Source organism: Bacillus sp. Marseille-Q1617 (assembly GCF_903645295.1).
In the GTDB taxonomy this organism is placed as follows: Bacteria; Bacillota; Bacilli; order Bacillales; family Bacillaceae_B; genus Rossellomorea.
The window spans coordinates 667,567-689,552 of record NZ_CAHJXM010000002.1 but is presented as its reverse complement, the minus strand read 5'-3'; the positions used below and the strand labels follow the sequence as shown (position 1 = coordinate 689,552).

The following is a 21,986-nucleotide window of genomic DNA, read 5'->3' as shown; positions in this document are numbered from 1 at the left end:
TTTACAACATCCCCTTTGTGGAAGGAATTCCTTTGACCCGCGGGTCGATGGTCGTCGCTTCATCTAGTGCACGGCCGAGTGCCTTGAAAATCGCCTCGATGATGTGATGCGTGTTGTGGCCGTAGTGAACGATCACATGGAGATTCATCCTTGCTTCAAGAGCGAGCTTCCAGAGGAATTCGTGAACGTTTTCTGTATCAAACGTTCCGACTTTCTGGCTTGGAAGGTCCGCCCTGAATTCAAGATGCGGACGGTTGCTGAGGTCGACAACGACGGTTGCCAGCGCCTCATCCATCGGCACCATCGCCGAACCGTAGCGCTTGATGCCTCTCTTGTCGCCAAGCGCCTTCACGAGAGCCTGTCCGAGGCAGATCCCGATATCCTCCGTTGTATGGTGGTCGTCAACCTCGGTATCACCATTCGCATCAATCTTGCAGTCAAACTGTCCATGCTTCGTGAACAGGTCCAGCATATGACTCATGAACGGAACACCCGTCTCAATCTCCGAATTTCCTTCACCGTCAATTCCAAAACTCAAACGAATATCCGTCTCATTCGTCTTCCTCACAATCTCCGCTCTTCTCTCCATCGTTGCTTCACTCCTTTAAAGTACCGAGGGACGGGCGTTTAGTGCGCTAAAGCGTCAGTCCCTCTTTTTGAATCGTATTTCGACTGCACGGGCGTGGGCTTCGAGACCTTCGAGCCGCGCAAGTTTCGCTATTTTATCTCCATTTTCCTTCAGTGCTCTTTCACTGTAGGAAATGATGCTTGATTTTTTCATGAATTCATCGACGTTCAATGGACTTGAGAATCGCGCCGTCCCGTTTGTCGGCAATACGTGATTCGGCCCTGCAAAATAGTCTCCGACCGGTTCCGAGCTGTAGCGCCCTAGGAAAATCGCTCCGGCATGGCGTATCCCCGCCATCGTTTCGAACGGATCCGCCGTCAGGATTTCCAGATGCTCCGGCGCAAGCTGATTGACCAGCTCGACAGCCTTTTCCAAATCGTCCACTACATAGATGGCGCCGAAATCGCTGATCGACTGCCGGGCGATATCCTCACGGGGCAGCGTCGATAATTGCCGCTCGACTTCCCTTGATACGTTCTCAGCAAGCTCTTCACATGTCGTAACAAGGACCGCGGATGCCAATGTATCGTGTTCCGCCTGCGACAACAGATCTGCCGCTATTTCATCTGCATGCTGATTTCCGTCCGCCAACACGACGATTTCGCTCGGACCTGCAATCATATCGATATCCACGTCACCGAACACTTCACGTTTGGCTAATGCAACAAAGATGTTCCCCGGACCGGTGATTTTATCAACCGGAGCGATCGTCTCCGTTCCATAAGCCAAGGCGGCAACTGCCTGGGCTCCGCCGACTTTGTAGATTTCCTCCACACCGGCGATCTTTGCAGCGACGAGCACGCCGGACGACAGCTTGCCGTCTTTTCCAGGCGGAGAAACCATTGCGATCCGTTCCACCCCGGCGACTTTTGCAGGCAGCACATTCATCAGTACGGAGGACGGGTATGCAGCCGTCCCACCCGGTACGTAAACCCCAACCGAATCAAGGGGTGTCAGCTTCTGCCCGAGCATCGTTCCGTCCGGCTGCGTGGTGAACCAGGAGGACTGTTTTTGTTTTTCATGGAACGCGCTGATATTGTCAGCCGCTTCCTGGATCACTTTGATCATTTCAGTGTCCATCTCCGCAAATGCATCAGCGATTTCCTCTTCGGAAACTCTGAGTTCTTCTATTCGTACACGGTCGAATTTTTCCGTGTATGCGGTGAGGGCAGGATCCCCTTTTTCACGGACAGACGCGATGATTTCCTGAACGGCCCTCCGCTGCTCTTCGGTTCCGCTGTCGACTGAGCGCTTAATCGACGCCCCTTCGACCTCTCTGATAATCTTCATTCATTCCACCAGCCTTTTATAATAAAAAAGTTCCTCAACCTTCGATGACCCGGGTCAGCCTGGCCACAAGGTCCTCGATTTTTTCATCCTTCATCCGGTAGCTGACCGGGTTCACGATCAACCGGGATGTGATATCCACAATCGTTTCGTATTCCACGAGTCCGTTTTCCTTCAGCGTCCTCCCGGTCGACACGATATCGACAATCCTGTCGGCGAGTCCGATCAGCGGCGCCAGTTCGATGGAACCGTTGAGCTTGATGATCTCCACCTGCTCACCTTGCTCCCTGAAATAGGATGAAGCGACGTTTGGATATTTGGTGGCGATTTTCGGAGCCACATCATTCATTTTTGTATCGGGAAGCCCTGCGACAGCCAGGTAGCAGCCGCTGATCTTGAGATCGAGCAGTTCGTATACATCACGCTCTTCTTCAAGCATCACGTCTTTCCCGGCGATCCCGAGGTCAGCGACACCGTGCTCGACATACGTCGGGACGTCCATCGGTTTTGCTAAAATAAATCTGAGTTCCTCCTGCGGCACTTCGATGATCAGTTTTCTTGAATCATCGAATTCGGGAGGCAGATCGTAATCCGCTTTTCTTAAAAGTTCAACCGCTTCTTCAAAAATCCTGCCTTTTGGCATCGCAATCGTTAAACTGCTCATCGGTTTTCACCACCATTTCCGTTCCGTTCCTGTCCAACGACAAAATGAACATTGCTGAATCCTTTTGTAAATTCATCCACGTCGCCGACACCCTTCCAGTTCTGGAGGACCACTTCTTTTCCTTCACCCCTAAGTTCTGATGCGAGTGTAATGGCTTCTTTCCTGCGTTCGTCACTGAACAGCACGCACTCCTGGTCGGATGAAGTTAATTCGATCCTCATCGCTTCAAGGACATAATCAAGGCGCAGCCCGAATCCGGTCGCCCCTGAGGTTTTGCCGAACTTTTCGAGAAGCTTGTCGTAGCGTCCGCCATTCCCGATCGCAAACCCGACATTTTCACCGTACACTTCAAACAGGATGCCGGAGTAGTAACTCATATGACTGACGAGGCTGAGATCGAATTTGATATACTGCTCGACTCCGTAGTCTTTCAGGATGCTCCATAGTTCCTTTAACTGCTCCAAAGCCTGCAGTCCTTTTTCTCCTTCTAAAAGGGAGTGGGCTTTCCCGAACACATTGTCCGACCCTCTCAATTTCAAAAAGCTGAACAATCGCTGTTTATCGATGGAGGATAGCGTCAGTTCATTCACATGCTGACGGTATCCCACGTAGTTTTTCTCATATAAAAATCTTCTTAGCGTATTGGCTCTCTCTTCGGTTCCGACAATCTGGGTGAAAAGTTCCTGAACAAAGCCGATATGGCCGATCGATATCTTAAAGTTGTCGAGTCCCGCTTCCTTTAAAACAGACACCATGAGGGCAATCACCTCGGCGTCCGCACTGACGGAGTCATCCCCGATGCATTCGATGCCCACCTGTTCGAATTCCGCCGGGCGCCCTCCTTCCCGCTGCTGTGCGCGGAATACGCTGTTGGAGTAGGCAAGCCTGAGCGGCGTCCGGTCCTTCAGGAGCTTCGATGCAGCGATGCGGGCGATGGGAGCCGTCATATCCGGCCGCAGGACGAGCGTGTGCCCCTGCTGATCCAAGAGTTTGAACAGCTGCTGATCGAGGATGGCAGACGCGTCCCCGACCGTTTCGTAATATTCAAGCGAAGGTGTCTCGATGAATTTGTAGCCCCAGCGCTTCATCGCACCTTCCATTTTCTTTTTCGTACCATCTTTTATCTCATATAAATCGGGAAATGTATCTCTCATTCCCAACGGCTTCTCGAACATGAATAGCTTCGTCATAAGAACCACCTTTGGCAGATTGAATATTGATTTATTTTCCCCTATGGTAGAGGGATTACTAATAGTTGATTATTCCGAAATCCTTTAGTTCGCTAATGTGCTAATAAAATAAAGTTATTAGTTAGTTTAGCTTTTCTTGTTTTATTCGTCAACCGTTATCGGGGAATTTTTTGGCGGGTGAATGCTTCGGGGAGGAAGGCTGGGTGTTTATGGGCGAGAGAAAATTCAACAGGGGAGTGATGGGTGTGTACGTGAGTACGTGCCTGTTGCGATTTTTCGACAATCTGCGCAATAAATGAGATTCTTGCGCAATAAGTCTAAAAGCGGCGCAATTAATTTTTTTCTGGCGCAATTCCTGGAAAACCGGTGCAATTTTATTAATGCCGCCCAAAAAAATCCCACACACACCCCGGTTAATCAGTCCCCCGCTAATGAAAATGATCCTGATTTGTCCTTTTCAAATCAATTATGAACGAACTACCCATCTTTTTAATAAAAAAAGACAAAAACAGATCTTCTCAATCTATCTTTGCCTTTTCCCCTATTTATCAGTTTTCAATCCAATTCATACTCTGCCTTCATGTGGAAAGATCATTTCATGATTGCTGTTCCATCCGATGCTCCAATACAGCATGGTTCATCCTTCTGAGCGCCATATCAATCCGCTCTTTCGGACAGGCGATATTCATTCGTACAAACGATTGACCGCTTCCTCCGAACTTGAAGCCTTCGTCGAATTTGACCCGGGCTTTTTCCAGGAAGAACATGCAAAGTTCCTCACCCGCCATTCCCAACTCGCTGCAGTCGATCCAGATCAGATGAGTTGCCTGCGGCACGATGGCTTTCAACTCCGGCAGGTGCTGGTCCAAATAATTGAGGACGTACTGCTTGTTATCTTCAAGTACCATCAGCAGCTCATTTAACCAAGGCTCGCCTTCCTCATAGGCTGCAATCGTCCCTTCGATTCCGAACACATTCGGTCTCATGAGGCCTAAGCCTGTCAGCTTTTCATTATACTTTTCCCTGAGGTCCTTGTTCGGAATAAGTAGAATGGATGTTTGAAGACCGGCGATATTAAACGTCTTACTCGGTGCTGCACAAAGGATGCTGTTCGCTCTCAAGCTTTCATCCGCTTGAAAAAGAGGCAGGTGTTCATGACCTCCGTAGACAAGGTCCCCATGCATCTCATCCGAGATGATCCATAGATCATTCCGTTTGGCTATCTCGCCTATCCGCTTCAATTCTTCATGTGTCCACACTCTCCCGACAGGGTTATGCGGGCTGCAGAGAATAAGCAGCTTTGTCTCAGGTTGACGGGCCCTTTCTTCCAGATCGTCAAAATCAATTGAGTAGATACCGTCATTGTACACTAAAGTATTTTTTATGACTGAACAGCCGTGGTTTTCAATCGTACTGTAAAAAGGATAATAGACGGGATCCTGGATGATGACGCCGTCACCCGGTTCTGTCAGTACAGAAAGCAATACGTTTATCCCCGGTATGATCCCCGGACTGAAGCAGATCCAATCTTTTTCTATCTCCATATCGAACCGCTTTTTCCACCATGACACGATGGCATCAAAATAACGGCCGCTGAACGTTGTATATCCATAAATACCATGACTGGCTTTTTGATTGAGTGCCTCCGCGATGGCCGGCGCCACCTGAAAATCCATGTCGGCAATACACATCGGTATGACGTCTTCTTCAGGAAACGACCATTTGACAGAGTGCGTGTTTGTTCTTTCGATGCAATCATTCCAATTCATATCACATGCCCCCCAGTTTGTCTCTGTTCTTACTTTATAACAGATTGAGGGGAGGGGGAATAGCTAATTTATTGGAATGGCCTTATATATAGCTTTTGATTTCCGTGCATCCGATGGCAGCTTTTTATTTTCGATGAAAATCATTCTTCCCCTTATGATACAACCACTCTTTATGGATCCAATTACTTGGAGGATATGATAGAAATGTATGATGTTTCCACACCTGAATCTCCCGTCCGTATTGGACAACTCAACATCGGACCGTTAACTGCCCCCAGCGGCATGGCTATTATCAATGCGTTTGGCTAGTTGCGGGTAATCCTATGAGTGGAATCGCCTTAGACATATAAAAAGTGATCCCTTTATGCTACCCAGCATACAGAGGGATCACTTTTTTACTGTTATCCAGGTGGTACGAGGGTGGAGCTGTATGCGAACTAAAATGAAGGATTCACTTATTCCTTCATTTTCAATCCGTAAATCTCATCGTCCTTCCACCGCTCTGCCAGCTGTTCTTTGGTGTAGATGACACGCATGGGATTTCCGCCGACGAATGCTCCCGCAGGCACGTCCTTATGGACAAGGGTGCCGGCCGATACGATTGCTCCGTCGCCTATTTTCACTCCCGGCAAGATCGTCGTATTCGCACCGATCATGACTTCCGAACCGATTTCCACTTCACCCAGGCGGTACTCTTTGATCAAATACTCGTGTGCAAGGATCGTGGTGTTGTAACCGATGACGGTGTTCCTGCCGACACTGATTTTTTCAGGGAACATGACGTCGAGCATGACCATGAGGGCGAAGGATGTCTGGTCGCCGATGTTCATTCTCAGGAACGTTTTGTACAGCCAGTTCTTCATTCCGAGGAACGGGGTGTAGCGCGCTGCCTGGATGACGATGAAGTTTTTGACGACTTTCAAGAACGGGACGGTTTTATAGACATGCCAGAGTGAATTGCCTCCTGTTACCGGGTAGCGTGTCGTTCTTCTCATGCTGTCGGCACTCCGACCACCTTTAATAGGTCAGGCATCGTTTCAAGCATGAAGTCAGGTTCATAATGGGCAAGATGCTCTCGGCCTTTGGCGCTCCATGCGACACCTGCCGAGAGGACTCCCGCATTTTTTCCTGCCAGGATGTCATGGTGGTTGTCCCCGACCATGATCGCTTCCCCGGGTGTAGCACCTAATTCAATCAGCGCTTTCTCGATTGGCTCTGGATGAGGCTTCGCGTTTTCCACTTCATCGAGTGTGATCACCACATCGAAAAACTGGCGCAGGTTCATCAGATCAAGCCCTTTCAGGACGACTTCCCGCACTTTCGTCGATACAATCGCGAGCTTATAGCCTTGTTTGTACAGCGCTTCAACGGTTTCGTAGACACCTTCAAACTCGGTGACAAGATCGTCATGGTGCTCGTGGTTGTATGCACGGTAATGGGCACACATTTCATCGACTTTATCCGGGTTCAGTCCCCCAAAGGACTCCTCTAATGGAGGACCCATGAATGGCAGCACATCTCTTTCGGTGTACTGGTCTGGATAGTAATGATTCAGAGTGTGAAGGAAGGAAGAGATAATCAGATCATTTGTGTTGATCAGTGTTCCGTCCAGGTCAAACAATACTGTTGTAATTTTGCTCATAGTGATTCTTCCTTTCTTTTTTTGCATCAGCGCGGTTCCAGAAATACGCAACGACCATCGTCAACACAATCGCCGTGACAAGGCGGATGATCAGGAGCGGCAGTACCGGGATGCCAAGCGGAATGAAGATCAGCGTATCCTCGACGACAGCGTGGCAGGAAACGAGGAAGATGAAGGCAATCGTGACGTCCTTCTTGCTTACGCCGTCTTCTTTTACCGCCTGGATCATGACCCCGGCTCCATAGGCAAGGCCGATCACGAGTCCCGCCACCATCGTCGTCGACGTGTTGGCATTCATCCCGAGCGCACGTGTCGCAGGTGCGAGCCAGCGTGAAAAGACTTCCATCCATCCAAGGTCTTTCATGATCTGGATGATGACCATGAGCGGGATGACGATCAGCGCCAGCTGAAGCACACCATAACCCGCTTTTTCAAGACCGAGTAAAAGGATTTCTCCCCATCCCTCAGGCTCTGCCTGCTGCGGGGGCATCATGCCATATTGGGCCATCTCGGATCCGCCCTTCCATAACAGGTTGATGACGACTGCCGAGATGAGGGCGAGTCCAATCCGCACTGTGACAATCAGCCAGATTTTCACGCCGACTTTGGCGGCGACCGTCGATTCGATCAACAGATTATGCGAAAACGACAGCATGACCGCAATGATAAAGACTTCCTTGACGGTCAAATCCAGCGACAGGATACCCGCTATCCCTGCGTACAGGTTCAGGAAATTACCGAGGACCAGAGGAATGGCGGCGTCACCCGATAGGCCGATCAGCTTCATGAAGGGCGATATTTTTTCCATCACCCAAGGCAGGACGGGCGTGTATTGCAGTACAAATACAATCAATGTAATGGGAAAAATGACTTTCCCAAGGGACCATGTTGTCTTTAAACCTGTCAGGCCGCCATGTTTTATCGATGACATCCACATTCTCTCTTCTCCCCTTATCCTTTTGTCTCTTTAAATGTTTTATGCCGATTTTTCAGAAGAACTGGAGCTGCTGTGCCGATTTCATTGCGCACTCACTTCAGCTTTTGTTTACATATTCACTTCTTCATTGCTTTTGTCGCTATAGGCATGCCGTGCCATACCAGACTTTCTTCTATAAATGATAAGCGCAGCCGCCACCACGATCAGAACAAGCGAGATGACTTGTGCAATCCGTAAGAATTCCGTCAGCATCAGGCTGTCCGTCCTCATTCCTTCCACGAAGAAACGGCCGATCGAATACCAGATCACATAGGAAAGGAACAATTCCCCGCGGCGCAGGTTCACTTTTCTTCTTAAGACGAGGAGAAGTACAAAACCCGCGAAATTCCACAGTGATTCATACAGGAACGTAGGGTGATAATAAGTCCCATTTATGTACATTTGATCAATGATGAACTGCGGAAGATAAAGATTTTCCAAGAAGGCACGCGTCACTTCTCCCCCGTGGGCTTCCTGGTTCATGAAGTTCCCCCAGCGGCCGATCGCCTGGCCAAGGATGATGCTCGGTGCCGCAATGTCAGCAAGCTTCCAGAAGGAAATTCCTTTAATTTTGGCAAAAACAAGCGCGGTGATCACGGATCCGATCAATGCTCCATGAATCGCGATACCGCCATTCCACACTTTGATGATATCTCCCGGGTTCTGGGAGTAGTAATCCCATTCGAATATAACGTAGTACGCCCTTGCCGAAAGGATGGCGATCGGGATCGCCCAAACGAGTAAATCGACAAACGTATCGGGGTGAAGCCCGAGACGCTTGCTTTCCGATATCGCTAAATATAATCCGAGTGCAATTCCAACTCCGATGATGACGCCGTACCAGTGTACCTGCAACGGCCCGAGCTGAAATGCGATCGGATCGATTGGTATTATCGATTGGTTCATTGTTTCGCTCCTTCTGAATGAATTAAAATGGATTCTGCTTAAATATCTTCGTTTACGCCGTCTTCAATGACATCAGAGAGGCGATTCGTAAACTGCTCGGCTGCGTTGACACCCATTCGCTTCAGACGGAAGTTCATCGCTGCCACTTCGATGATGACCGCCAAGTTCCGTCCGGGGCGAACCGGGATCGTCATCTTCGTAATATCAGTATCAATGATTCTCATTTTTTCTTCTTCAAGACCCAGGCGGTCATATTGCTTCGTTTTATCCCAAATCTCGAGATTGATGCAAAGAGTGATGCGCTTATAGTTTCGCACAGCCCCGGCACCGAACAGGGTCATCACGTTGATGATGCCGACACCGCGGATTTCAAGCAGATGCTCGATGAGTTCCGGTGAGGTGCCGACCAGAGTATCCGTATCTTCCTGGCGGATTTCAACACAGTCATCCGCCACAAGGCGATGGCCGCGCTTCACAAGTTCCAGTGCGGTTTCACTTTTACCGACGCCGCTCTTACCTGTGATGAGCACCCCCACTCCATAAATATCCACAAGCACGCCGTGGACCGCTGTTGTAGGAGCGAGCTTACTTTCCAGATAGTTGGTCAGCCTGGAGGAAAAACGGGTTGTTTTCATCGAGGATCTCATGACCGGAACGGCAGTGCGGTTTGCCGCTTCCACCAGTTCATCCGGGATTTCCAGGTCGCGGGAGATGATGATGCCCGGCGTGATATCCGTGCACAGGGCTTCCATTCTCCGCTTGCGTTCCGTTACATCCAGCAGTTCCAGGAATGATAGCTCCGTCTTTCCAAGCAGTTGAACCCTTTCTGCTGGATAATAGTTAAAATAGCCTGCCATTTCCAGTCCTGGGCGTGATATATCACTTGTGGTGATCGGTCTATGTAATCCTTCTTCTCCGCCTACAAGTTCCAAGTTGAATTTTTCCAGTATATCTTTCGATCGAACCTTTGCCAAAGCAAGCTCCTCCTTCGATTGTCTATCAGAATCGTTCGTTCTTCGAATCTTTTGTACTCTTACCTATTTTAGCAATTATGAGGAAAAGCGCAAGCGCATCAGTTGTTATGGAAGATGTCCCTGCTTTCTATATAGAATCTAGTGTGATACCGCTTTTGATTTCCGTGCAAGACTTCGCTTTCCCCGGGCGAGAGTGGAGCCTCCTCGGCTTTGCCTGCGGGGTCTCCCCAGCTTCGCTTTTCCTTATTAAGCGTTTGGGCCATCTTCATAGGTAAAAAAGTAAAAGAAACACAGCCCGGGGCTATGCTTCTTTGATGAATGCTTCGATATCCTCCATTATTTTCTTGTGGATGTCAATTGATTCCAATGCTCTGAAATCCTGTTCGAGGCTGTGGTTGGCGCCGGGGATGAGGTGGAGCTGGAGGTTGGGATTGGTGTTTAGTTCGTTGAATCTTTCTTCATGGTAGTGATGGTCGCGGTCTCCGATGAAGGAGATTGCTTTTTGTCTGCTTTTCATCATCGTTTCATGGACGGCTTTCTCTTTTAAGAGCGGGGTGAGCCAGATGATGCGGGCGCCCTTGAAGGATGTTCGTTGGAGTTCGGCGCTCATCGGGATGGTTCCAACTGATTTTGCGACCAGGAAAAATGATTCGTAAGCGGCGGACTCAAGTACGGCATCAATCACATTTTTACAATCACACACCATCATTTCATCAAATTCTTCGTCTGTCATCTCTTTTATTTCGGCTGAATCGTATTGATAATTTATTTGCAGCACATCCCATTCTTCATTGAGAAACATGCCGGTCGGGTAGTGCAGGAGCGGGCCCATCACGGTGTATCCCATTCCAGGGAAGAAAATAGCTAAACCTTTTGGATTCCCGGATGTACTTATTAAACGATAATGCACTTCAATGTTTTTGAAACCTCTGATACTCGATGATGTTACGTTCATTTATGACTCCTCCTCTGTTTCCAACTATTTCTAGTTCAAGAGGAGGAAATCCTCTTTTAATTTCATCACAAAAGAAAAAACCCCGGCTTAAGCGGCCGGAGTTCATTTCTCATTTTTAGGTTCTAACACAGCTTTTTGAATGATCAGATTGGCAAGGGACAGGATGATCGATGCCAGAAAGGCCATTCCGAAACCTGATAATTCGAAGGCATCACCCATGATCCCGTCTGTCAGCAGCAAGGTGACCGCATTGATGACGAACAGGAACAATCCGAGTGTCAGAATGGTTACCGGCAGGGTCAAAAGGATCAGGAGCGGGCGGATCAAAACGTTCAGTATCGATAAGACAAAACTTGCGATGACCGCCGCTCCGAAACCTGATACATTGAATCCGTCAAAAAATCCTGCCAATGCCACAAAAATTACTGCGTTGATCAATATACCAACTATCCATCTCATTATTTGATGGCTTCCTCCTCATTCGGCAGCACAAAGGCCAATAAGCCGTAAACGACGACCAGCGGAAAGAATCCCGTGGGAATTAATAAAATAATGAAAATCACTCGCAGAATGGTCGCATCAATTCCTGTAAACCGGGATAACCCGCCGAGTACACCGGCGAACTTACGATTGGACCTTGAGCGCACTAATTGTTTTCTCATAGATTACACTTCCTTCTCATCTTATGCGTTGTCCTTCTTAACATTCTTCTCCACGGCTGTTTTTATGAGGAAAGAATGGATGTTTCCGCAAAAAGATGAATCTCGGGCGGAAGCACTTTTTAAGGTAAAGCGCTATGGACAACTTTACTATTTTTATTCCCTTCTACACCGAGATTAAACGATATGGAGGATAACCTTTACACGCTGGACACATTCCTGTCTTCTGCCTTTTTAATAAGGACAGAACCTGTTTTTGTTTCTGCAAAGAGATGCAGTTTTTCTTCTGCCTCTGTCTTGCGGTTAAAACGGATATGTTTTTGGACGACTTCATTTTTTTCCTCGATGACATCGATCCCTTCCAGTTCCACCTTGAATCCGCCGAGATTTGATTTGGCTTCGCCTGCGATGTTGATGGTACCAGGTACGTAGAGGTCGACATTGCCTGTTACAGTTTTAGCGTGCAGGGTATCGGCTTTTGCACCGGTGATGGCACAGACGATATTTCCGTTCAAGGATTGGGCATCCGTATACTGAATATCCCCTTCCACCTGAACTTTGCCGTTGATGGATTCCGCTTCGACCTTTTCTGCTTTTGCATTCAAAATCGTGATGGCACCGTTTGACGTTTCGACCTCTGCTTTTTTGCTTGTCAGTTGATCGATATGGATCTTTCCATTTGCCGATTTTGCCCGGAAATCTTCAGCGTCGATATGGCCGGCTTTCAGACCGCCGTTAAACAAACGCACCGATACCTTTTCATACTGATGCTTCGGTATATAAAGCTTCGAATCCACCTTCATCCATTTCAGCTGGGTGGAGAAATAGAGCGTTTCTTCGTCGACTGCAAAAGAGGTGTTCTCCATGAACTGCTTTCGGGCTTCTTCCCGGTCTTCGGTTCGGTACACCTTCGCCTGACACTCGACCCTTACCTCTTCGCCGTCCCACGGGATGAGTTCCACTTTCCCATTGGCCACATCGATGTCCACTTTTTTGAAGGCCGTGTTTGGCTGCTGGAACACATGCGACACTTCAACCGACTGATTCCATTGGAAATCGAAGTCGAAGTTCTTTATTTTAGAAAAAGCGGTGTTCATAAAATCCAGAAGTTTATCCTTCGTTTTATCCGATTTGTAACCTTGGCTTGTGTCACCCTTCTTCTCATCCTGGAAAATGGACACGAACTCATCAAGGAAATCCTTCTCTTTTTCCTTTGTTGGTTCGGTTTTCTTATCCAGGGCTTCAAGTAAGGTCAATGCTTCCTGGGCAGTGAGCGTCCCTTTTTCCACCATATCGAGAATTCGTTTGCGTTCTTCATTCATCATTCTTCATCCCCTTATCATTAAGTATTACAGAAGTACTTTGATTCCTTTGTACACATTCCAAATGACAATGACGATATTAATCAATATGAACAACCCGATCATCAGGAAGAAAAAGACCGGAATTCCTGATCCCGTGGCAAAAATGCCGATGTCTAAAAAGATGCCTGCAAAGATAAGCGGTATAGCAATCAATGGTATGATGTGAGAGATCAATGCCGCCTTGGCATCCTTCTTCACATGCGGGTTATCTGTTATGAAATAAACGATGATCGGAAATATAAATCCTGCAAAAAATATACTAAAATAGCAAAGCGCTGATAATATCTTGTTGGTCTCCATCTTCATCATCTCCTTTACTATTATTTACGATACGTTTCTTAAAAGGTTTCATTCTTTGAAAATTCCTTCTGTGATCATTTTCTCATAGGACATTCTTCGTTTTACTCCATCTGAGGTCTGAGTTTTTGTGGGTACTGAGGTGTGTTTTACAATACAGGTTTCCTTCTAATTGCGAACCGTTCCTTTCCGCTGCCGGCACTTGCTTTCCGCGGGCGGCCGGTGAGCCTCCTCGGCTTCGCCTGCGGGGTCTCACCTGTTCCGCTTTTCCCGCAGGAGTCAAGTGCCGGCAGCTCCAATCCACTCTGTGTTTTTTAATTCGAGTGTCACGCAGTTATATCCTTTTATACTCTTTATTCTTCAACATAATCCACTAAAAATAAAGCCCAGTCCCCTATAATAAGGGATATAAAAAACGCACTGTGAATTTCAAATAGAAATCCAGTGCGTTTTTGAATTGGTATGTTGCTATTCATTATCCCGATTCAAACTTTATATCATCTCTGCCGGTCTTTAAACTCCTGCCATATTTCCTTTAAAAGCTCTGAATCGGTCAAAAGCTCATATCCTGTCAAAGCAAGTGCCTTGGCTCCTGTGAGCAGCGCCCGGTCCCCTTCAGGCGATTTGGCCGCTTCCCTGAATTCGTTTGTATGGACGACGAGGGATTCCGGGCCTATTTTAATGTAGGGGTGGATGGTCGGGACGACTCTGCTGACGTTGCCGGCGTCGGTCGAGCCCAGGCCTTTGCGCTCGGTTTCATCAAAGTACTCTCCAAGAGATTCGATGGATTTCTGAAAGACTTTGTCAAAACGGCGGTTCAGCTGGAAGTGGTCCACTTCATTTTGGATCTTGATGACGTTGACTTCCGTTCCTGTCGCGAGTGCTGCTCCTTCAGCCACTGCTTTTACTTTTTGCGTGACTTCATTGCAGGCTTCACGTGTTGCCGCCCTGATGTAAAAACGTGCTTTTGCGTAATCAGGGACAATGTTCGGAGCATCGCCGCCATGAGTGATGATGCCATGGATCCTGACGTCGTCCGTCACGTGCTGACGAAGGGCATTGATGCCGTTGAATAACTGGATCACGCCATCCAGGGCGTTGATCCCGTCCTCAGGTGAAGCGGCTGCATGAGCGGACCGGCCCCTGAATTCAAAATCGAGAGGATCGACGGCGAGTGTACTGCCCGTCAGCGTCGTGCGATTGTAAGGATGGACCATTAAACAAGCATCCACGCCCTGAAATAATCCCGCTTTCACAAAACTTCCTTTAGCGCTGCCGTTCGGACCCCCTTCTTCAGCAGGGGTTCCGAACACGACCACTTCCCCGCCTGTTTCCTCAAGGACGGAAGCGAGGGCGATGGCCGCCCCGCAGCTGGCTGTACCGATGATATTATGACCGCACGCATGCCCGAGTCCCGGCAGCGCGTCATACTCAGCCAGATATCCAATGACCGGCCCTTCTTCCCCTGAGCTTTTACGTGCAACAATGGAAGTCTCATGTCCGGCGAGTCCCGTTTCGACGGCAAATCCATGCTGGGATAATAGGGTGGTCAGCGTTTCTGAAGCAAAGTATTCCTCATTGCCGATTTCCGGGTTCTCGTGGATCCTGTGACTGACCGAAAGCAAAGTGGTTGATAGTTCGTCTACTGCAGATGCCAGTTTATTTTTAACATCAATTCCATTCACTGTCTGACTCATCCTGAAGCACCTCCTATTGGATTTCGCTCAGCGGAACGAATGTCGGGATCAAGGAGTTCTTGTACGTTTCCTTAATATGTTCAGCGACATCTTCCTGCTGATAAATTTCCACTATTTTTTGATACGTTTTATTGTCCTTGTCCTCTGCCTGTGCAGCAATGATGTTGATATATGGCGTTGATTCTGACCCCTCAATGTAGATGCTGTCATCCACAGGAACAAATCCGGCTTCCACCGCTACCCCGTTATTGATGACCGATGCCGCCACATCCGGCAATACGCGGGGAGTCTGTGCAGCGACGACAGGTGTGAATTCAAGATTCTTCGGGTTTTCTTTAATCGCATCAAGTCCCTGAGACTGGTCAAAGCCTTTTTCAAGCTCGATCAAACCTGCTTCCTGCAAAAGAAGAAGTGCACGTCCCAGGTTTGTCGCTTCTTGAGGAACGGCAACCTTACTTCCTTCTGGAATATCTTCCACTGATTTATGTTTTTCTGAATAGATCCCCATCGGTGCGATGATCGTGGTCCCGATTGGCACTAGGTCCAGATTATGTTCTTTAATGAATGAGTCAAAGTAGGAAATCGTCTGGAAAGCGTTCAAGTCGATATCTCCATCAGCCAGCGCTTGATTCGGTCTCACGTAGTCGGCAAACTCGACAAGCTCGATTTCAATCCCTTCCTTCGCTGCTTTCTCTTTGATATATTCCCAGATCGGTACTCCCGACCCGTTCAATCCGACTTTCACCACTTCTTTTTCCCCTGAACCAGAAGCCTTGTCACCTGAGCACCCGCTTAAGATCAAGGTAAATAACAGCACGGCTAAACTTAGTAAACTGATCGATTTTTTCATGATATTCTCTCCTATCGTCTTCTGATGATTTTCGATAATGTATTTCCTGCAGTCTGAAGTCCTTGAACCATCACCACTAAAATAATGACCGTTACAATCATGACCGAAGTTTCAAAACGCTGATACCCATAGGCGATGGCAAGATCCCCGAGACCTCCTCCGCCGACTGCCCCGGCCATGGCGGATGCACCTACGAGACCGATTGTGGCAATCGTGATATTCAGGACCAATGTGCTCAGTGCTTCCGGGATAAGGATTCCGAAGATGATCTGCCACGGCCCTGCCCCCATGGATTCCGCTGCTTCAATGACACCGGGTTCCACTTCAAGGAGCGAGCTTTCTACCAGTCTCGCAATATACGGTGCTGCAAACACAACAAGCGGCACCACTGCTGCGGCCGTTCCGATCGACGTCCCCACTACCAATCTTGTAAAAGGAATGATTGCCACCATCAGGATGATGAACGGAATGGACCGGAACACGTTGATGATACTGCTTAATACAGAAAAGATGGCTTTGTTCTCCAGTAAGTGCCCCTTCCTCGTCACGACGACAATGATTCCAAGCGGAAGTCCGATCAACGTCGCAAATAGCAGTGAAAATGATACCATCGCCACGGTATCCCACGTAGCTTCTATGATCTTAGGCCAAAACATCTCCCAATTAACTTGCACGCTTTTCCACCTCACTTACAAATAATCGCTGCTGCCAGTACCGCAGAATCTCTGTCGTTTCCCTCTCGCTTCCGATGATCTGGACGATGAGATTCCCGAATGGCTTTCCTTGAAGCTCCGTTATCTGCCCAAACAGTACATTGATATGGGCATTGAATTTTTTTGCCGTTTCCGAAAGGATCGGTGCCCCTGTCGAATCCCCTTTGAAAATCAGGCGGCAAATGCGTCCCTCGCCGCTGCCATTCAATTTATCCAGTACGGACGATGGCAGCTGGTCATTCATGACACTTTTCACGAAGTTTTTCGTTGTAGCCGTCTGCGGGTTGGAAAAAATATCGAAGACGCTTCCTTCTTCTACGATTTCTCCATTTTCCATCACCGCCACTTTGTCACAGATTTCCCGGATCACCTGCATTTCGTGGGTAATCATCACAATCGTGATACCGTACTCTGCGTTGATTCGTTTTAAAAGATTCAGGATTGATTCCGTCGTCTGCGGATCGAGTGCCGATGTCGCTTCGTCACATAGCAGGATCGAAGGGGATGTCGCCAGTGCCCTTGCAATTCCCACTCTCTGCTTCTGTCCGCCTGACAGTTCATCAGGATAATGTTTCGCTTTATCTTCCAGGCCGACAAAGGCCAATAATTCTTTTACTCTCTCATTGATTTTCTCTTTCGGCCATTTTGCCAGTTTCAGAGGATAGGCGATATTACCTGCCACCGTCCGGGATTGAAACAGATTGAAGTGTTGAAAGATCATCCCGATGCGGTGCCGTTCTTTTCGGAGATCGACCGCCGACTGCTCTTTCAGGCTCTGCTCTTCAATGAAAATATCGCCTGACGATGGTTTCTCCAAATAATTGAGACAGCGGACGAGCGTGCTTTTCCCCGCACCGCTGAATCCGATGACCCCATAGATTTCTCCCTTTTTCACTTGAAAGGACACATTCTTCAAAGCGGTGAACGGCCCATCCTTCGTCTCGAATATTTTTGTAACATTCTGAACTCTGATCATACAGGACTTGCTCCTTTCACTATGAATTCTTCTTGATGTTTCAGGACATGTATGAAATAAAAAGGGCCCCTCTTCATAAGAAGAGAGGCACAAAATGGTATATGTCCCGCTCTTCTCATCTTTCAAGTCATTTGACTTGATGGAATTGGCACGGTATTCATAAAGAACCCGTTGCCGAGGTTTCGCAGGGCCAGTCCCTCCACCTCTCTGGATAAGAAGATATCGCTTTATTAAATTAATGTAATAGTGCGTTTAAGCATTAGGGTAATAGTATAGGATTCTAATTGGTTTGTCAATCCTGTTTTTGAAGATTTTACATTACGCAGGACATAATCAATTTGGTCACTTTAACCAGTCTTCAACTAGCTGCTGCACTACTTTACGCTTTTCAATGGGAAGCATATGGCCTGCTTTGTTTAAAATGACATAGGTTGACTCTGGAAACTTATTGAGCAAGAAATCATAATCTTTGTATCCGCAGATACAGTCCTGTTTCCCAAGAATGATCAGTGCCTGCTGCCGCATGGTAGAGACATCATGGAAAGGTTCTTTAGGGAAAAAGTAGCCCTTTTCTCTCCAGTTTGAGGTTAAAAATTCTCTGTTGGCCAAAAAGCGTCCAGGCTGGACTTCATTTAAAAAGCAGTCGAGGTTTTCTTTATTTTGATAAACAAACAGTGTTTCGAAAGCATTTCTTATTTCAGACTCCAGCCCATTAAGTAAATCATCATCTTTTTCTAAGACTGTCTTTTCAGGCAGCGTCCTCTCTTTAATATGAAGGGCAGATGCAAGCAAACAAATTCTCTCAACTTGGTTTTTTCTTAAATGCAGTATCCCCTGAGCTAAATATCCACCAAAAGAAAATCCTATTAAGGAAAATACCTTATTAGGGAGTACGGTATCTATAAAATCTACTATATTTGTAAGCATATCAGTGGTTGTTCTGAGGTTTTCGTCAATTTCACTCCGTCCGTGTGCAGGCAGGTCAATGTAAATTCTTTGGTACCCATCCATATTCAAGAAAATGGGTTCCAGCCAAGCCTTCATGGAACGGTGATCTGTTCCCATGGAATGAAGGATTAATAGAGGGGTACCTTCGCCAACCATTTCATAAAAAATACTGCCCATCTTCACTTTGCAAATCATAATCGATTCCACCTTACGCAACTTAGTATAGAGTGATGTATTCCATACTTTATTCAAAAATCCTGCTGTGTTGGTGGAATAAGGTTCTACTTTTATAAAATCGGTGTCATTTCGTAAAGAAGCATTGGGATAAAACTAAAAACAATTCCAGTAAAGTCTCTTAACACCGCTATTGATTTCCGTGCAAGACTTCGCTTTCCGCGGGCGGTTGGTGAGCCTCCTCGTCGCGATGCTCCTGTGGGGTCTCACCTAACACGCTTTTCCCGCAGGAGTCTTCGTCATGCACTCCAATCAACCGCTGGAAAAAGCTAAAATCTATTTGTACATTTTCAAATAATAAAAACCCGAACTTGTTTGCCTTCAAGGATGCAAACTAGTTCGGGTTTTACTTAGTATTCAGGCTTTCTTTTATCGTTATTAACTCGTCACTTCTTCCTTCTCGCGGATTTTCTTTTTCATCCGCTCGCGGTCGCGTTCAAGGATCGGCTTCAGGTATTTACCTGTGTAGGAACCTTTTGCTTCTGCGACTTTTTCAGGGGTTCCGCTGGCGATGATGGTGCCGCCTTTGTCGCCTCCTTCTGGTCCGAGGTCGACGATGTAGTCGGCCGCTTTGATGACGTCCAGGTTGTGTTCGATGACAAGGACCGTATCCCCGTTTTCAACGAGGCGCTGAAGTACGGTCAGCAGGCGTGAAATGTCATCGACGTGGAGACCGGTTGTCGGTTCGTCCAGGATGTAAAGTGAACGCCCTGTTGAACGGCGGTGCAGTTCGGACGCCAGCTTCACACGCTGTGCTTCTCCTCCTGAGAGAGTCGTCGCCGGCTGGCCGAGTGTGATGTAGCCCAAGCCGACATCAAAGATCGTTTGAAGCTTCCGTTTGATTTTCGGAATGTTCTCGAAGAACTTCACCGCATCTTCGACTGTCATTTCAAGAACGTCCGCAATGTTCTTGTCCTTGTATTTCACTTCAAGCGTTTCACGGTTATAACGCTTGCCGTGGCATACTTCACACGGAACATAGACGTCAGGCAGGAAGTGCATTTCGATTTTGATGATCCCGTCGCCGCGGCAGGCTTCGCATCTTCCGCCTTTTACGTTGAAGCTGAAGCGTCCTTTTTTATATCCTCGCACCTTGGCTTCATTGGTCGTCGCGAACACATCGCGGATATCATCGAAGACGCCCGTATAGGTTGCCGGGTTCGAACGGGGTGTACGGCCGATCGGCGATTGGTCGATATCGATGACTTTATCGAGATGGTCGATCCCCTTCACTTCTTTGTGCTCACCAGGTTTGGTTTTAGCATTGTGAAGCTTTTGGGCAAGGGATTTATGGAGGATCTCATTGATCAGCGTACTTTTACCGGAGCCGGAAACACCTGTGACTGCCGTAAAAACTCCCAGCGGAAACTTTGCCTTCACGTTGCTCAAATTATTTTCTTTCGCCCCGACAACTTCAAGATATCTTCCATCGGGCTTGCGTCTTTCCTGTGGAAGCGGGATGAATTTCTTTCCGGATAAATATTGTCCGGTCAAGGAATTTTTGTCATCCATGACTTCATCGGGTGTTCCCGCTGAGATAACCTCCCCGCCGTGCACGCCTGCCCCGGGACCGATATCGATCAGGTAATCGGCTGCAAGCATCGTATCTTCGTCATGCTCGACGACAATCAACGTATTCCCGATGTCACGCATATTTTTGAGTGTATCAATCAAGCGGTCATTGTCCCGCTGATGCAGGCCGATCGAAGGTTCATCAAGTATATAAAGAACCCCTGTCAGTCTGGATCCGATCTGGGTTGCGAGACGGATCCGCTGCGCCTCTCCCCCTGAAAGGGTTCCCGCAGCACGGCTTAATGTAAGATAATCAAGGCCGACATTCACAAGGAAGCCGAGTCGTTCACGGATCTCCCTCAGGATCAATCGTGCAATCTGCATGTCTTTTTCTGAAAGCTCGAGCTGTGCGAAGAAATGGTCAGCTTCCTCTATGGAGAAGGCAGTGACTTCCCCGATATGGAGCGAATCCACTTTCACGGCCAGACTTTCTTCTTTCAGGCGGTGGCCGTTACAGGTCGGACAGTCCTGCTGCGCCATGTACTTCTCCATTTGCTCACGGATGTAGTCCGAGCTTGTTTCACGGTAGCGGCGCTCTATATTTTTCATGACCCCTTCAAAGCGGAGATAATTCTCCCTCACTTGACCAAAGTCATTTTCGTAACGGAAATAGATCTCGTCTTTGCCGGAGCCTTTAAGGATTTTATCCATTTTATCTTTCGGGATATCCTTGACGGGAACATCCATCGGGATACTGTAGTGGTCACAGACCGCTTTCAGCAGTGATGGATAGTATTGTGAGCTGGTCGGCTCCCAAGGGGCAATCGCATGCTCATTGAGGGTGCGGTCCCAGTTGGGGATGACAAGTTCTTTGTCCACCTCAAGCTTCGTCCCCAGTCCGTCACAGCTTGGACATGCTCCAAAAGGACTGTTGAAGGAAAACATCCTCGGCTCAAGTTCCGTGATCGAGAACCCGCAATAAGGGCAGGCATGATGCTCACTGAACAGGAGCTCCTCTTCCCCGATCACATCGATGACGACCTGGCCTTCTGCAAGGCGGAGAGCCGTTTCCAAAGAATCCGATAACCGAGCTGAGACACCATCTTTTACTACGATACGGTCGATGATGACTTCGATGGAATGCTTCTTATTCTTTTCAAGCTTGATCTCTTCCCCGAGATCCTGGACCTCGCCGTCTACACGGACACGGACGAACCCCTGCTTCTTGATGTCTTCAAGCGTTTTGGCATGGGTGCCTTTGCGTCCGGAAACCACAGGGGCGAGCACCTGAAGCTTTGTCCGTTCGGGGTACTCAAGGATCCTGTCGACCATCTGCTCGATCGTCTGGGAAGAGATTTCGATGCCGTGATTCGGACAGATCGGTTTTCCGACACGGGCAAATAACAGACGGAGATAGTCATATATTTCAGTGACCGTCCCCACTGTTGAACGCGGGTTCTTGCTTGTCGTCTTCTGGTCGATCGAGATTGCCGGTGACAACCCTTCGATGGAATCGACATCCGGCTTATCCATCTGACCGAGGAATTGACGTGCATAAGCAGACAAGGACTCGACATAACGCCGCTGCCCTTCTGCGTATATCGTGTCAAAGGCAAGGGAAGATTTCCCCGATCCGGATAAACCGGTCAGGACGACCAGCTTATCTCTCGGAATTTTAATATCTATATTTTTTAAATTATGAGCTCTGGCTCCTTGTACGATAATTTGGTCTTTAGCCATTCCTG

21 protein-coding genes and 1 riboswitch are annotated in these 21,986 nt (G+C 48.0%); all 21 genes read right to left on the bottom strand.

Annotation, left to right across the window (positions count from 1 at the left end; genetic code table 11):
- Position 1 precedes the first annotated feature (1 nt).
- Positions 2–589 (bottom strand): imidazoleglycerol-phosphate dehydratase HisB, encoded by a 588-nt coding sequence (gene hisB / locus HWX64_RS14815; RefSeq protein WP_175990309.1) that lies wholly within the window; start codon positions 587–589, stop codon positions 2–4.
- Positions 590–643: 54 nt separating this feature from the next.
- The gene (gene hisD, locus HWX64_RS14810) at positions 644–1,918 is read right to left on the bottom strand and encodes a histidinol dehydrogenase (RefSeq protein ID WP_175990308.1); all 1,275 of its coding nucleotides are present in this window, start codon (positions 1,916–1,918) and stop codon (positions 644–646) included.
- 34 nt (positions 1,919–1,952) lie between these two features.
- Complete coding sequence (gene hisG, locus HWX64_RS14805; RefSeq protein ID WP_175990307.1) at positions 1,953–2,579, bottom strand: ATP phosphoribosyltransferase; 627 nt, start codon at positions 2,577–2,579, stop codon at positions 1,953–1,955.
- On the bottom strand, positions 2,576–3,769 hold the full coding sequence (locus HWX64_RS14800; RefSeq protein WP_175990306.1) for an ATP phosphoribosyltransferase regulatory subunit: 1,194 nt from the start codon (positions 3,767–3,769) through the stop codon (positions 2,576–2,578). Before HWX64_RS14800 ends, hisG begins: the two co-directional genes overlap by 4 nt.
- Before the next feature lie 596 nt (positions 3,770–4,365).
- Complete coding sequence (locus HWX64_RS14795) at positions 4,366–5,538, bottom strand: MalY/PatB family protein (RefSeq protein WP_175990305.1); 1,173 nt, start codon at positions 5,536–5,538, stop codon at positions 4,366–4,368.
- A 455-nt stretch (positions 5,539–5,993) separates the two neighbouring features.
- Complete coding sequence (locus HWX64_RS14790) at positions 5,994–6,533, bottom strand: DapH/DapD/GlmU-related protein (RefSeq protein WP_175990304.1); 540 nt, start codon at positions 6,531–6,533, stop codon at positions 5,994–5,996.
- Complete coding sequence (gene ppaX, locus HWX64_RS14785; RefSeq protein WP_175990303.1) at positions 6,530–7,180, bottom strand: pyrophosphatase PpaX; 651 nt, start codon at positions 7,178–7,180, stop codon at positions 6,530–6,532. The genes HWX64_RS14790 and ppaX overlap by 4 nt, the downstream gene beginning before the upstream one ends.
- The gene (locus HWX64_RS14780; RefSeq protein ID WP_175990302.1) at positions 7,152–8,117 is read right to left on the bottom strand and encodes a nucleoside recognition domain-containing protein; all 966 of its coding nucleotides are present in this window, start codon (positions 8,115–8,117) and stop codon (positions 7,152–7,154) included. Before HWX64_RS14780 ends, ppaX begins: the two co-directional genes overlap by 29 nt.
- A 108-nt stretch (positions 8,118–8,225) precedes the next feature.
- The gene (gene lgt, locus HWX64_RS14775; protein ID WP_175990301.1) at positions 8,226–9,062 is read right to left on the bottom strand and encodes a prolipoprotein diacylglyceryl transferase; all 837 of its coding nucleotides are present in this window, start codon (positions 9,060–9,062) and stop codon (positions 8,226–8,228) included.
- 38 nt (positions 9,063–9,100) lie between these two features.
- Positions 9,101–10,036, bottom strand: coding sequence for an HPr(Ser) kinase/phosphatase (hprK, locus tag HWX64_RS14770; protein ID WP_175990300.1), 936 nt, complete (start codon positions 10,034–10,036; stop codon positions 9,101–9,103).
- Positions 10,037–10,337: 301 nt separating this feature from the next.
- Positions 10,338–10,991, bottom strand: coding sequence for an alpha/beta family hydrolase (locus tag HWX64_RS14765; RefSeq protein ID WP_175990299.1), 654 nt, complete (start codon positions 10,989–10,991; stop codon positions 10,338–10,340).
- Between the two features lie 102 nt (positions 10,992–11,093).
- A complete protein-coding gene (locus HWX64_RS14760) occupies positions 11,094–11,450 on the bottom strand; it encodes a phage holin family protein (RefSeq protein WP_175990298.1) in 357 nt (118 codons plus the stop codon).
- Positions 11,450–11,653 carry a PspC domain-containing protein gene (locus HWX64_RS14755; RefSeq protein WP_175990297.1) on the bottom strand — a complete coding sequence of 68 codons (204 nt, stop codon included), beginning with the start codon at positions 11,651–11,653 and terminating at the stop codon, positions 11,450–11,452. Before HWX64_RS14755 ends, HWX64_RS14760 begins: the two co-directional genes overlap by 1 nt.
- A gap of 197 nt (positions 11,654–11,850) precedes the next feature.
- The gene (locus HWX64_RS14750) at positions 11,851–12,975 is read right to left on the bottom strand and encodes a DUF4097 domain-containing protein (protein ID WP_175990296.1); all 1,125 of its coding nucleotides are present in this window, start codon (positions 12,973–12,975) and stop codon (positions 11,851–11,853) included.
- 24 nt (positions 12,976–12,999) lie between these two features.
- Entirely contained in the window at positions 13,000–13,314 is a 315-nt protein-coding gene (locus HWX64_RS14745; RefSeq protein ID WP_175990295.1) for a DUF4870 domain-containing protein, read from the bottom strand.
- 494 nt (positions 13,315–13,808) lie between these two features.
- Positions 13,809–15,008 (bottom strand): M20 family metallopeptidase, encoded by a 1,200-nt coding sequence (locus tag HWX64_RS14740; protein ID WP_175990294.1) that lies wholly within the window; start codon positions 15,006–15,008, stop codon positions 13,809–13,811.
- A gap of 13 nt (positions 15,009–15,021) precedes the next feature.
- Positions 15,022–15,858 (bottom strand): MetQ/NlpA family ABC transporter substrate-binding protein, encoded by an 837-nt coding sequence (locus tag HWX64_RS14735; protein ID WP_175990293.1) that lies wholly within the window; start codon positions 15,856–15,858, stop codon positions 15,022–15,024.
- A gap of 11 nt (positions 15,859–15,869) precedes the next feature.
- A complete protein-coding gene (locus HWX64_RS14730; RefSeq protein ID WP_175990746.1) occupies positions 15,870–16,514 on the bottom strand; it encodes a methionine ABC transporter permease in 645 nt (214 codons plus the stop codon).
- Between the two features lie 7 nt (positions 16,515–16,521).
- On the bottom strand, positions 16,522–17,547 hold the full coding sequence (locus HWX64_RS14725; RefSeq protein WP_175990292.1) for a methionine ABC transporter ATP-binding protein: 1,026 nt from the start codon (positions 17,545–17,547) through the stop codon (positions 16,522–16,524).
- A 112-nt stretch (positions 17,548–17,659) separates the two neighbouring features.
- Positions 17,660–17,765: riboswitch (SAM riboswitch) on the bottom strand.
- A 124-nt stretch (positions 17,766–17,889) separates the two neighbouring features.
- A complete protein-coding gene (locus HWX64_RS14720; RefSeq protein WP_254871196.1) occupies positions 17,890–18,672 on the bottom strand; it encodes an alpha/beta fold hydrolase in 783 nt (260 codons plus the stop codon).
- Between the two features lie 435 nt (positions 18,673–19,107).
- The gene (gene uvrA / locus HWX64_RS14715; protein ID WP_175990290.1) at positions 19,108–21,981 is read right to left on the bottom strand and encodes an excinuclease ABC subunit UvrA; all 2,874 of its coding nucleotides are present in this window, start codon (positions 21,979–21,981) and stop codon (positions 19,108–19,110) included.
- Positions 21,982–21,986 lie beyond the last annotated feature (5 nt).